Genomic DNA, 12816 nt, shown 5'->3' with positions numbered 1-12816 from the left:
AGGGGTTGGCACGCACCATGTCCGACATCGTGGAGGCCACGGCCAGGACCGTGCAGGGCACCGTGCGCGGTGCGGTGGAGCGGGGCGTCGCGGTCTTCCGCGGCATTCCGTACGCGGCTGCGCCGGTGGGCGCGCGGAGGTTCCGCGCGCCCGGGCCGCCGGAGCCGTGGGAGGGCGTGCGCGACGCGCTCGCGTTCGGGCCGACGGCACCCAAGCGGCCCTACGCCCCACCGCTGGACCGGCTGCTGCCGGACCCTTCGGTGCCGGGCGAGGAGTGGCTCAACCTCAATGTGTGGACGCCCGCGCTTCCGCCGGAGGCGTCCGGGCTCCCCGTACTCGTCTGGATCCACGGCGGTTCGCTGCTGCACGGCTCCTCGGCGGTGCCGGTGTACGACGGGTCCGCGTTCGCCCGGGACGGGGTGGTGCTCGTCTCCGTCAACTACCGCCTGGGCGTCGAGGGCTTCGGGCTCTTCCCGGACGCGCCCGCCAACCGGGGGCTGCTGGACCAGCTGGCCGCGCTGGAGTGGGTGCGGGACAACATCGCGGGGTTCGGCGGCGACCCGGACCGGGTGACGGTGGCCGGGGAGTCGGCGGGGGCGGTGAGCATCGGCGCCCTGCTGGCCACGGACCGGGCGGCGGGGCTGTTCCGGCGGGCGGTGCTCCAGAGCGGGGCGCCCGCCGCCCTGACCCCGGAGGCGGCGCGCGGGACGACCGAGCTGATCGCCGGACGGCTCGGCGTCCCCGCCACGGCCGCCGCGCTGGCCGCCGTGGACACCGAGGCGCTGCTGACCGCGCAGACCGAGGTGACGAGCGGCGGCAACCCGCTGACCGGCCGCAACTCCTTCCAGCTCGTGGTGGACGGCGAGCTGCTGACCCGGGACCCGGCCGAGGCGCTGCACGCGGGCGCGGCGGCCGGGATCGACCTGCTGATGGGGACGAACACCGAGGAGTACCGGCTCTGGTTCGTCCCCGGCGGCCTGACGGAACGGATCAGCCGGCTGAAGCTGCGCCTGGCCCTGCTGAAGTTCAAGGTCCCGAACGCGACGGCCCGCACCTACCGGGCCAACCGCCCCGACGCCACCCCCGGCGAACTCCTCGGCGCCCTCGCGACGGACCTGCTGCTGCGGGTCCCGCTCAACCGGCTGGCCGACGCGCGGGCCGGTGCCCCGGGGTCCACGTACGTCTACGAGTTCGGCTGGCCCTCCCCCGTACAGCGGCTCGGTGCCTGTCACGCGCTGGAGCTGGGCTTCGTCTTCGACACCCTCGCCCACCCCGACACGGTGGCCCTGACCGGCCCGGACGCCCCGCAGGAGCTGGCGGACGCGATGCACCGGGCGTGGGTGGAGTTCGCGACGACGGGGGACCCGGGGTGGCCGTCCTGGGACGCGTCCCGGCCGGTGCGGTTCTTCGGGCCCGGCGCCCCGGCCCTCGTGCTCGCCCCGCGCGACGACGAGTTGCGGGGCTGGGAGCCGTACCGGAAGCAGCCCTAAGGCCGCATCGAGATCCAGTGCGGGTCGGGGACCACGGTGAGGATCGCCGAGACGACCACGACCGCGCCCAGCACGGCCTGTTCGCGGCGGGCGAGGCGGTGGGCGACGGCCGGGTCGGTGTCCCGGAGCATCCGCCGCCGGGCCGCCACCGCCAGCGCGCTGACCACCGCCATCAGCGCCAGCTTGACCAGCAGGGTGCGCCCGTAGGCGGAGGTGAACACCACGTCCAGCGGCAGCCTGCGCAGGGTCGAGGCGGTCCCGGTGGCGGCGAGGGCCACGTACAGCCAGATCGCCAGGCGCGCGTACCGGCCGAGCAGCGCACGGGCGGCGACGGGCGACCCCCGCCAGAGCCACATGGTCCGCAGGACGTACAGCAGCCCCCCGGTCCACAGCGAGGCTGCGGTCAGGTGGACGACGGTGAGCGCGGCGCCGATCTCCGGGCTGTACGCCTCCGGGTGGGCGCGGATGGCCTCCGCGCCGATGACGACGGCGAGCGGGGCGAGGGCGAGGGCGGGCCGCTTGCTCGCGGCGCACCCGGCGGCGATGACGAGCCCGTTGGCGATGAGGAGGAGGAGCCCGCCGTCCCGGGTGGCGTACGTCTCGGTGATCCCGAGCCCGCTGACGACGGCGAGCTGGACGATCTGCCCGGCAGCGGCGGCGGCCCCGGCGAGCGCGGCGTACCCGGACCAGCTCCGCACGGCGGTACGGGGGCGGCCTCGGACGGGCCGTATGAGCTGCGGGGCGAGCAGCTCGCCGAGGTGGACGGCGAGCGCGGTGAAGAGGACGGTACGGAGCAGGGTGGTGAGCCCCGCGCCGGGTATCCGCAGCTCCCCGGTGCCGCGCGCGGCGAGCCCGGGGCCGAACACGGCTATGAGGAGCGCCAGGAGCCCGGCGGCGGCCAGGGCGGCCGTGACGGGGAACCGGAACGGCCTGCCTGAACCGTCGGCGCCGGGCCGCTCGTCGGAGGGCCGCTCGTCGCCGGGCCGCTCCTCGGAGGGCACCGCGTCGGCCGTCACCACCTCGGCCGTCACCGCGACGGCCGGTACGCCGATGGACAGCGCGAGGGTCGGCGCGTCGTCAGGCGCACCGGCCGACGGCGTACCGGGGCCGGCCGGTGGCTTCGGGGCGGCCGGATCGGCGGGAGGTCCGGAGAACATCACGTCCCGATCCTCTCCGGTGGACAAACACCCGGCAAACGGCACAGGTCCCCCGGCCGGCCCAGGGCGGCCTTGTCCCGCGAGGCCCAGGACGCACCTCCGTGGCGCCGAATGCCGGGGTCAGATTATCGGCCCGTACGGGTGACGGGCCGGGCGGCCGGGGCGCGAGGGCCCCGTGACATCAGCTCAGCAGCTCCGTGGCCGTCACCGCGCGCAGGCCGCGCCGGTCGATCTCGGTGAGGAGCAGGGGCAGCGCGGCCACGGTGACCGGCCGGGCGAGGCTCAGCCCCACCACGGAACCGGGCCGCAGCTCGCCCGTCACCTTGCGCAGAACGGCCGGCACCCCGGTGGCGGCGTGGTCCAGGGACTCGACGTCGTACGAGAGGACGTGCGGGTACCCGGCCCGCCGGGCCAGGTGCTGGACGAGCGGGGTGGCGTCGGGGCCGGGCGAGGGGCGGAACCAGGTGCCGATGGAGCCGGTGAGCCGGCGCAGCCGCCGGGCGCAGGCGGTGATCTCCTCGTACGCCGTGCGCTCGTCGAGGGCGGCGAGGTCGCGGTGGTTCTGGGTGTGGTTGCCGATCTCGTGGCCGCCGTCGAGGATGCGGCGGGCCATGGACGGGTGCGCGTCCAGCCAGCTGCCGACGGCGAGGACGGTGACCCGGGCGCCGGCCCGTTCGATCCGGGCGAGCGCGGCGGTTGCGAGGCCCGGGTCGCCCCGGCCCTCGAAGGTGAGGGCGACGCGGGGCCGGTCGCGGGGGCCGTGGGTGATCCGGACGGGCTGCCCGGGGAAGCGGCGCGGGACTCGCACGGCGGTGGGGGCGTACGACGGTGAGGGCGCGGGCGCCCCGCCGGCCACGGCCGCTCCCCCCGCCGGGCCCCTCCCGCACCCCGCCGTCAGGGCGGCGGCGAAGATCCCGGCCCCGGCGCCCAGCGCATCGCGGCGGCGCATCGGCGCCCTGCGTCCCTCCATGCCCGTCCACCTCGCGTTCCACGGATTCCCCGGATTCCCCGGGACACAGTAGAGGCGGAACGGGCGAAATATGACGATTGACCGATTGGCGGAATGATCTATGAATCATTCAGGTGGCGCCATAAGAATGCATGGAAAGCCAGGCGAGTGACCGAGCCCACCTGTGATTCAGCCGCGAAATGCCCGTTACACCCGAGAATCACCCGGAATGCATCTTTGGCACCGGGGTCGCCCGTCTGCCATAGTCGGAGCCACGACCCCCATTGACCCGGGCGAGGTCGCCATCAGCGGCCGTGAACACACCCCACATTTCACGGCCTCCCACAGAAGCCCCCGCAGCGCCGCACCACGGCCGACCGGGGGCTTCTGTGCGTCCGGCACGTGTCAGCGGTCGGAGATCCGCATCTCGAACCAGGTGGTCTTGCCGCGCGGCAGCAGATCCACCCCCCACCGGTCGGAGAGCTTGTCAACGAGGAAGAGGCCCCGCCCGCTGATGTCCATCTCGCGCACCGGCATCAGACACGGCAGCCCGCGCGAGGGGTCGCGCACCTCGATCCGGATCCAGCCCCGGCGGCGCACCATCCGTAACCCGAAGACGCGGGCGCCGGTGTGGCGCACCGCGTTGCCGACGAGCTCGGAGACGAGGAGCACCGCGTACTCGGCGGTCTGCGGCGAGAGCGCCCACTGCCGGAGCACCACACAGGAGGTGAGCCGGCGGGCGGTCGCCGCGGACTCCGGCCGCGACGGCAGCAGGACTTCCTTCTCGGTCGGATTTCCGAACAACTCAAGCGCTTTGAACGCCTGTTCGTCATCCATACCCGACGTCCAGCGTGCCGCGGTCGCGCTGCTGCGCGGTCGCGGCTGATCCACACCCTCCAGGCCCGCCATGCCCACCATCATGGACGCAGAATTCGCCCTCCGGGGCCGTTCCGAGGGAATCCGCCCCCCGGAACACCCCATTCCGTAGAGGGCGGTTGGCATATGCCGGAGGCAGAACGAGGCCTTTCGGAGCCTCGTTGAGCTGCGGCGATGCACCACCCGGGCGGGATTGCCCCGAGGGGCGGACCACCGGGCCTTAAGGTTGCCTTAAGGCCCGGATAATCCGCTCGGAGGGATGAACCCGCGTCAGAAGTGCATCCGGAAGAAGCGCTCGGAGAAACTCAGAGGAACTTCGCCTTCCCCGGGCCCTCCTCCACGAAGCTGCGCATTCCGCGCTCGCGGTCCTCGGTGGCGAACAGCCCGGCGAACCAGTTCCGCTCCACGGTGAGCCCGGTGTCGATGTCCGTCTCCAGACCGGCGTCGACCGACTCCTTGGCCGCGCGCAGGGCCAGCGCGGGTCCCTTCGCCAGCTGGGCGGCCCAGGCGTGCGCCTGCTCGTAGACCTCGGCGGCCGGGACCACCCGGTCCACCAGACCGAGCGTCAGGGCCTCCTCCGCCTTGACCATCCGGCCGGTGAAGATGAGGTCCTTGGCGCGGGACGGGCCGATCAGCCGGGCCAGCCGCTGGGTGCCGCCGGCGCCCGGGATCAGCCCGAGCAGGATCTCCGGCTGGCCGAGCTTGGCGTTGTCCGCCGCGATGCGGAAGTCGGCGCAGAGGGCCAGTTCGCAGCCGCCGCCGAGCGCGTAGCCGGTGACGGCGGCGACGACGGGCTTGGGGATGCGGGCGACGGCGGTGAAGGAGTCCTGGAGCGCCTTGGAGCGCACGACCATCGCCGTGTGGTCCATCGTCTGCATCTCCTTGATGTCCGCGCCGGCCGCGAACACCTTCTCGCCGCCGTAGAGGATCACCGCGCGCACGTCCTCGCGCCGGGTGGCCTCCTCGGCGAGCTCCCGCAGCCGGTCCTGGACCGCCACGTCCAGGGCGTTCATCGGCGGCCGGTCCAGCCGGATGGTTCCGACGTTGTCGCTTACTTCGAGGGTCACAGTCATGCAGGCAGGTTAACCACTGCTAACGCGGGCGGGCCCGGTGCCGTAGGTCACAGCACCGGGCCCGCCGGGTCCGTACGGAAGAAGCGGTGGCCGGGGCCTACTTCTTCCACTCCTCCCAGTCCATGTTCCAGCCGTTGAGGCCGTTGTCCGGCTGGATCTGCTTGTCCTTGGAGTTCTTCACGATGACCACGTCACCGATGAGCGACTTGTTGTAGAACCAGGCCGCCGGGGTCTGGCTGTCGTAGCCGCCGCGCACATCGCGCAGACCGACACAGCCGTGGCTGGTGTTGGTGTTGCCGAAGATCGAGGACGCGCCCCAGTAGTTGCCGTGCAGGAAGGTGCCCGAGGTGGAGAGCCGCAGGGCGTGCGGCACGTCCTTGATGTCGTACTCGCCGCCGAAGCCGACGGTGTCCCCGTTCATCCGGGTCACCTTGAGCTTCTCGCTGATGACCATCTGACCGTTGTACGTGGTCGTCGCCGGGGCGCCCGCCGAGATCGGGATGTCCTTGATCTGCTTGCCGTCGCGGACGACCTTCATCCGCTTGGTGCTCGCGTCGACGGTGGAGACCTGGCTGCGGCCGATGGTGAACGTCACCGTCTTGGCCTGCTGTCCGTAGACCCCGGGCCGCCCCTCCACACCGTCCAGGTGCAGTTCGACGGTCACCTTGGTGCCGGGCTTCCAGTAGTGCTCCGGGCGGAAGTCGAGGCGGTCGTTGCCGAACCAGTGGCTCTCGATCTCGACCGGCGGCTCGGCGGTGACCTTGATGGCCTTCTCCACCGCGGCCGGCTCGGTGATGCCACGGGTGAAGTTGATCGAGACCGGCATGCCGACCCCGACGGTGGAGCCGTCCTCCGGCGTGTAGTGGCCGATGAAGGTGTTCTCCGGCACCAGCGTGGTGAAGGTGGTGTCCTTGGCCGACTCCCGGCCCTTCGCGTCCTTGGCGACCGCGTGCACCGCGTACTTGGTGGCGGCGGCCAGGTGCCGCTCCGGCACCCAGCTCGCGCCGTCGGCCGCGATCTCGCCCGCGACCTCGTTGCCCTTGGGGTCGGCGACCTTGACCGTGGTCAGCTTGCCCTGCGCGGCGGTGATCTTCAGCGCACCGCTGGTCGCCACCGACTCCGCGCCGTCCTCCGGCGCGATGGTCACCACCGCCTGCGAGGCCGTGGTGTCCTCCGCCTTCGGGCCGCTCCTGCCGCCGCCCTTGCTTCCCGCTTCCGCGTCCCCGCCGCACGCCGTCACCAGCAACAGCATGGCGCCCAGAACCAGGGCCATGGGCCCCGATCCGCCGCGCCGCTTCCTGCCCGCCCCGGCCGATGCCCCCGATATCGGCTGCACGTTCACTGTGTCCGTCTCCCCTCGCCGGGCCCGGCACTCCAGCCAGGGCCCGCATCCCCCGCGCGCTGCACCTACGCGCTCCACCGCAAGACAATCACACCGATGGCGCGATGAATCCCCTCCGGAATGTCACCGTTCCGTCCCAAGTGGCGGGGAGAGCCGTGCAGGTGGGGCGGGGTGCGGGGCGCCCCCGGAAGCAGGGGCGCCGCACCCGGGGGTCAGCGCAGGGCGGAGCCCGCCTTCCACTTCTTCCAGCCCATGTTCCAGCCGCTGAGCCCGTTGTCCGGTGCGACCTTCTTGTCCTTCGAGTTGACGACCTCCACCACGTCCCCGATCAGGGTCCGGTCGAAGAACCAGCCGCCCGGCGTGGTGGCGCTGCCGCCCTTCGCGTCGCGCAGCCCGATGCACCCGTGGCTGACGTTCTCCTCGCCGAAGACCTCCTCGTCGGCCCAGTAGTTGCCGTGCAGGAAGGTGCCGGAGGTGGTGAGCCGGATGGCGTGGGGGACGTCCTTGATGTCGTACTCGCCCTTGCCCTTCTTGTCCGTGAAGCCGACCGTGGCGCCGTTCATCCGGGTCACCTCGTGCATCTCGGAGACAACCATCTTCCCGTTGTACGTGGTCGTCTTCGGGGCCCCCGCGGTGATCGGGACCGTGCTGACCAGCTCCCCGTCGCGGCGCACCTCCATCGTCTTGGCCTCCGCGTCGACGAGGGAGACCTGGGAGCGGCCGACGGTGAAGGTGACCGTCTTGTCCTGGCTGCCGTAGACCTCGGGGGCGCCCTCCACGTCCCGCAGCCCGATGTCGACGGTGACCTCGGTGCCCGGCTTCCAGTACGTCCGGGGCCGGAAGTCGAGGCGGTCCTTGCCGAACCAGTGGCCCACCACCTCCACCTCCGGTTTCGCGGTCACCCGGATGGCCTTCTGCACGGCCGCGCGGTCGGCGATGGGCCGGTTGAAGGAGAAGGAGACGATCATGCCCGTGCCCACGGTCGACCGGTTCTCCGGCTTGAAGTAGCCGATGAAGCGGTGTTCGGGGACGAGCGTGGTGAACGTGGCGTGGCGGGCCGAGCGCTGTCCGGACGCGTCCACCGCCACCGCGTCGACGCTGTACTTCGCGGCCAGGGCGAGCCGGGCCGCGCCGGGCTCCGGGTTCCAGGAGAGCCCGTCCCCGGCGATGCGGCCGGCCACCGTCTGCTGCTGGGCGTCCTCGATCCGCATCACCTTGACGCTCTCCAGCCGGCCGTCGGGGATCTTGACCCGGATCGGGGTCTCCGCGTCGACCTCCTTCGCCCCGTCCTCCGGAAAGATGCTGATCACATCGTTGGGAGAGCCCGGCTTGCCGTTGGGCAGGGCCTCTCGCGTATCGGTGCATCCGGTCAGCAGGACCAGCACGGCGAGCAGTCCTGCCCATGTCAGCACGGCGGCCGAGCCCGCCCGTGCGCTCTTCGCTACGTGGTTCACGCTCCCCCAACGACCAGGGCCGGTCGGGGGAAACGTGAGTGCGGGCCCCGCGGTGGGCAGAACAGAGGGAAGGACCACCAGGAGAGGGCCGCGGCCGGGACGTCGCGCGCCCCCTTTCCGGTGCCCGTCCTCATGAGCCGCGGGAGGCGACACGGTGTCGAGCGCAGCCGAGCAGGAGGCAGTACAGGAACCGGCCGGAGGGGCGGTGCGGCCCGGGGAACCACCGGGCGGCCCCGCACCCGGCACCCGTACGGACGTCACGGAGGCCCTACGCACACAGGACCCGAACGGCCTACGCATCGAGGTGACGCGGACCGTACGGGCCGAGCCCCGCACCCCCGTCGTGTGGCCCGGGGCGCCCATGCCGCTCGGTGCCCGCTTCCGGGTCGGCCCGGACGGGGTGGCGGGCACCAACTTCGCGCTCTGGGCAGGCGGGGCCGAGGCGGTGGACCTGTGCCTCTTCGACGAGGACGGGGCCGAGACCCGCTGCCCGCTGACGGAGCTGACCCACGAGATCTGGCACGGCTTCCTGCCGGGCGTCCAGCCCGGCCAGCGGTACGGCTACCGGGTGCACGGCCGCTGGGACCCGTGGACGGGCGCCCGCTGGAACGCGGCCAAGCTGCTCCTGGACCCGTACGCCCGTGCCGTCGACGGCACCTTCACCCTCCCGCCCGAGGTCTACGGGCACGTCCGCGACTGGCCGGACCAGCATGTCGCCGACACCGTACGGGACAACCGGGACTCGGCCCCGTACGTCCCCAAGGGCGTGGTCGTCCACGATGACGACGACTGGGTGGAGGACCGCCGCCCCAAGACCCCGTGGGCCGACTCGGTCATCTACGAACTCCACGTACGCGGCTTCACCAAGCTCCACCCGGACATCCCGCCCGAGCTGCGCGGCACCTACGCCGGTCTCGCCCACCCGGCCGCGATCGACCACCTGACGCGGCTCGGGGTGACGGCCGTCGAACTGCTCCCGGTCCACCAGTTCGCCCACGAGGACCACCTTCTGCGGCGCGGGCTGCACAACTACTGGGGCTACAACTCCATCGGCTACTTCGCCCCGCACGCCGACTACTCCGCCTCCGGCTCGGCGGGCGGGCAGGTCGGCGAGTTCAAGCGGATGGTGCACGCGCTGCACGGAGCGGGGATCGAGGTCATCCTCGACGTCGTCTACAACCACACCGCCGAGGCCGGTGAGCTGGGCCCGATGCTCTCGCTGCGCGGCATCGACAACCGCGGCTACTACCGCCTCCAGAACGACCCCCGCCGCTACGCCGACTACACCGGCTGCGGCAACACCCTGCACGTGGTGCAGCCCCAGGTGCTGCGGCTCATCACCGACTCGCTGCGCTACTGGGTCACCGAGATGGGCGTCGACGGCTTCCGCTTCGACCTGGCGGCGGCGCTCGCCCGCTCCATGCACGACGTCGACATGCTCTCCCCGTTCCTCGCGGTGATCGCCCAGGACCCGGTGCTGCGCCGGGTCAAGCTGATCGCCGAGCCGTGGGACGTCGGCAACGGCGGCTACCAGGTCGGAGCCTTCCCGCCCCTGTGGACCGAGTGGAACGACCGCTACCGCGACGCCGTACGGGACTACTGGCGCGGCGCCCTGCCCGACGTACGGGATCTCGGCTACCGGCTGACCGGCTCCAGCGACCTGTACGCCTGGGGCGGCCGCCGCCCGTACGCCTCGGTCAACTTCGTCACCGCGCACGACGGCTTCACCCTGCGCGACCTGGTCTCCTACGAGCACAAGCACAACGAGGCCAACGGGGAGGGCAACCGGGACGGGACGGGCGACAACCGGGCGTGGAACTGCGGGGCCGAGGGCGAGAGCGAGGACCCGGAGGTCAACGCGCTGCGCCGCCGCCAGCTCCGCAACCTGCTCACCACGCTGCTGCTCTCCACCGGGGTGCCGATGCTGGTGGCGGGCGACGAGATGGGCCGTACACAGGGCGGCAACAACAACGCCTACTGCCAGGACAACGAGGTCAGCTGGCTGGACTGGTCGCTCCTGGAGCAGCCCGAGTGGCGGGAGCTGACCGAGCTGACGGCCCGGGTGCTGAAGCTGCGCCAGACCCATCCGGTGCTGCGCCGCCGCGCGTTCTTCTCCGGCCGTGCCCAGGCGCCGGACGGGCTGCGGGACCTCGCCTGGTTCACCCGGGACGGGCGGGAGATGACGGAGGGCGACTGGTACGCGCCCGCCGCCACGCTCGGGCTCTACCTCTCCGGCCGGGACATCCCGGGGCGGGACGCACGGGGCGAGCCGGTCACCGACGACAGCTTCCTGGCGATCCTGCACGCGGGCGCGGAGCCGGTCGCCTTCGAGCTGCCGGGAGCGCCGTGGGCAGCGGCGTACGAACTGGTCCTGGACACCTCCCGGGAGGACCAGGCCGAACCGCCCGGCACGGTCCTCGAAGGCGGTACGGAGCTGACGGTCCCGGCCCGCTCGGTGCTGCTGCTGCGCGTGACGGCGTGACAGGGAAGGGGAATCAGCCGAGGATGCCCCGGTCGTAGCCCACGGCGACGGCCGCGGCCCGGTCCTTGGTGCCGAGCTTGGCGAAGATGTGGGTGAGGTGGGTCTTCACGGTCGCCTCGCTGATGAAGAGTTCGGCGGCGATCTCCCGGTTCGTCGTGCCCTTCGCCACCAGCACCAGCACCTCGCGCTCGCGGGCGGAGAGGGCCGTGTCGGCGGGGGCGGCGGGCGTACGGACCCGGGTCATCAGCCGGGAGGCGACGGCGGGCGACAGGACGCTGCGCCCGTCGGCTGCGGCCCGCACGGCGGCGAACAGCTCCTCGCGCGGGGCGTCCTTGAGCAGATAGCCGGTGGCGCCCGCCTCGATCGCGGGGAGTGTGTCGGAGTCGGTGTCGTACGTCGTCAGCACCAGGACCCGGCAGCGGGCGCCGCGCCGGGTCAGCTCGGCGATGGCGGCCACTCCCCCGCCGCCGGGCATCCGCAGGTCCATCAGGACGACGTCCGGGTCGAGGCGTTCGACGACGGCGAGGGCGTCGGTGCCGTTCGCCGCCTCGCCGAGGACGTCGAAGCCGGGTTCGGCGGTGAACATGCCGCGCAGCCCGTCGCGGACGACGGGGTGGTCGTCGACGAGGACGAGGGTGATGGTGCGTTCGGGGTTCTCGGTCATGGCAGGGATCACCGTACGGCGGGCCGTCGCCGCGTGACCAGGGGGACCCGGGCCGAGACCGCCGTACCGCCGCCCGGTTCCGACTCCACCTCCACCGTGCCCGCGATGCGCTCCGCGCGGGCCCGCATGCCGCCGAGGCCGAATCCGCCGGTGCGGCTCGCGGGGGCGACGGCCGAGGGGTCGAAGCCGCGGCCGTCGTCCCGTACGTCCAGGGTCAGTTCACCGTCCATGAAGGAGAGCGTCACGCCGACCCGGGAGGCCTCGGCGTGGCGGCCGGTGTTGGCCAGGGCCTCGCCCGCGATGCGCAGGAGGGTGGCGGCGACCTCGTCGTGGACCGGTTCGGCGGTGCCGGTGACGGTGAAGTCGGCCCGTACGCGGTGCTGTTCGGCCCAGGTGGCGACCGTCTTCTCCAGGGCGCCGGTCAGCTCGTCGTGCTCCAGGGCGACGGGGGCCAGGTTGTGGACGGAGCGGCGGGCCTCGCCGAGGCTGTGGCGGGCCAGGGCGGCGGCCCGCTCCAGATGGACGCGGGCGGTCTCCGGATCGCGGTCCGTGACGGAGGTGACGACCTGGAGCTGGGCGATGATCCCGGTCAGACCCTGGGCGAGGGTGTCGTGGATCTCGGCGGCGAGCCGGCGCCGCTCGTCGTCGACCCCGGCCTCACGGGCCTGGACGAGCAGCTGGGCGTGGAGGGCGGCGTTCTCCGCCATGGCCTCCTCCAGCCGGAGGTTGGTGCGCTCCAGCTCGGCGATGGTCTCGGCCTGGACGCGGGCCTTCTCCTCCTCCCGCAGGCCGATGTGCCGGAAGAAGAGGGCGAGGGTGGCGTTGACGACGTACAGCACACCGAAGGCGACCCAGTTCATCAGGGAGGCGGGCGGCAGGCCTCCGCTCTGCGAACCGGCCAGGGTGGCGGCGGTGACGAGCAGCCCGATCCGGACGAAGCGCTTGGGGAGCAGGGGTTCGACGTCGAAGTAGCTGAGTGCCGCGTAGATCGCGAAGAACGGGTTGAGCCAGGACAGGGCGAAGGCGAGGGCGGTCCGCACGGTGTAGTAGGCCACCCCGGCCGGGGCGCCCGGTGCGGTACGCGGGCGGACCCGGCCCCACCAGATCTGGAGCCCGTACGCCACGGCGACCAGGGCCCCGGCCGCGTACATCTCGGTACGGGTCATGATCAGGTCGGCGGCGACGGCGCCGACCAGGATCGAGAGGGTGAGGACGGCGTAGGGCCCGTACCGGTGGAACTGCTCCCAGCGCTGCTCGGCCGAGACGGGGACCGCCGGTCCCGGCGCGTAAGAGGTGCGGCGGAGCGAGGGCGTCATGCGGGCAGTCTCC

The 12816-nt window shown here is 72.6% G+C and carries 10 protein-coding genes; 2 read left to right on the top strand and 8 right to left on the bottom strand.

Annotated elements, in window-relative coordinates; genetic code table 11:
• The first annotated feature begins 17 nt into the window (after positions 1-17).
• Positions 18-1490, top strand: a complete 1473-nt coding sequence (locus tag GTY67_RS25060; RefSeq protein ID WP_161280370.1) for a carboxylesterase family protein — start codon at positions 18-20, stop codon at positions 1488-1490.
• On the opposite strand, the gene GTY67_RS25055 is transcribed toward GTY67_RS25060, so the two are convergent.
• From GTY67_RS25055 to GTY67_RS25030, 6 genes are all read right to left on the bottom strand, one after another.
• Positions 1487-2647, bottom strand: coding sequence for a CopD family protein (locus GTY67_RS25055; protein WP_161280369.1), 1161 nt, complete (start codon positions 2645-2647; stop codon positions 1487-1489). The two genes, GTY67_RS25060 and GTY67_RS25055, sit on opposite strands and share 4 nt — an antisense overlap.
• Positions 2648-2828: 181 nt before the next feature.
• Positions 2829-3617 carry a polysaccharide deacetylase family protein gene (locus GTY67_RS25050; RefSeq protein WP_161280368.1) on the bottom strand — a complete coding sequence of 263 codons (789 nt, stop codon included), beginning with the start codon at positions 3615-3617 and terminating at the stop codon, positions 2829-2831.
• A 384-nt stretch (positions 3618-4001) separates the two neighbouring features.
• The gene (locus GTY67_RS25045; protein ID WP_093692875.1) at positions 4002-4517 is read right to left on the bottom strand and encodes an ATP-binding protein; all 516 of its coding nucleotides are present in this window, start codon (positions 4515-4517) and stop codon (positions 4002-4004) included.
• 260 nt (positions 4518-4777) lie between these two features.
• Positions 4778-5545, bottom strand: coding sequence for an enoyl-CoA hydratase-related protein (locus GTY67_RS25040; RefSeq protein ID WP_093692874.1), 768 nt, complete (start codon positions 5543-5545; stop codon positions 4778-4780).
• Between the two features lie 97 nt (positions 5546-5642).
• Positions 5643-6887, bottom strand: a complete 1245-nt coding sequence (locus tag GTY67_RS25035; RefSeq protein WP_161280367.1) for an Ig-like domain-containing protein — start codon at positions 6885-6887, stop codon at positions 5643-5645.
• Positions 6888-7099: 212 nt separating this feature from the next.
• Positions 7100-8341 carry an Ig-like domain-containing protein gene (locus GTY67_RS25030; protein WP_093692872.1) on the bottom strand — a complete coding sequence of 414 codons (1242 nt, stop codon included), beginning with the start codon at positions 8339-8341 and terminating at the stop codon, positions 7100-7102.
• Between the two features lie 154 nt (positions 8342-8495).
• On the opposite strand from GTY67_RS25030, the gene glgX reads away from it, so the two are divergent.
• Entirely contained in the window at positions 8496-10823 is a 2328-nt protein-coding gene (gene glgX / locus GTY67_RS25025) for a glycogen debranching protein GlgX (RefSeq protein ID WP_161280366.1), read from the top strand.
• A gap of 13 nt (positions 10824-10836) precedes the next feature.
• On the opposite strand, the gene GTY67_RS25020 is transcribed toward glgX, so the two are convergent.
• Both GTY67_RS25020 and GTY67_RS25015 read right to left on the bottom strand, forming a co-directional pair.
• The gene (locus GTY67_RS25020) at positions 10837-11487 is read right to left on the bottom strand and encodes a response regulator transcription factor (RefSeq protein WP_093692870.1); all 651 of its coding nucleotides are present in this window, start codon (positions 11485-11487) and stop codon (positions 10837-10839) included.
• A gap of 8 nt (positions 11488-11495) precedes the next feature.
• On the bottom strand, positions 11496-12803 hold the full coding sequence (locus GTY67_RS25015; protein WP_093692869.1) for a sensor histidine kinase: 1308 nt from the start codon (positions 12801-12803) through the stop codon (positions 11496-11498).
• Positions 12804-12816: the final 13 nt, after the last annotated feature.

Source organism: Streptomyces sp. SID8374 (assembly GCF_009865135.1).
In the GTDB taxonomy this organism is placed as follows: Bacteria; Actinomycetota; Actinomycetes; order Streptomycetales; family Streptomycetaceae; genus Streptomyces.
The sequence above is the reverse complement of the archived record's forward strand: the minus strand, read 5'-3'. Positions and strand labels throughout refer to the sequence as shown.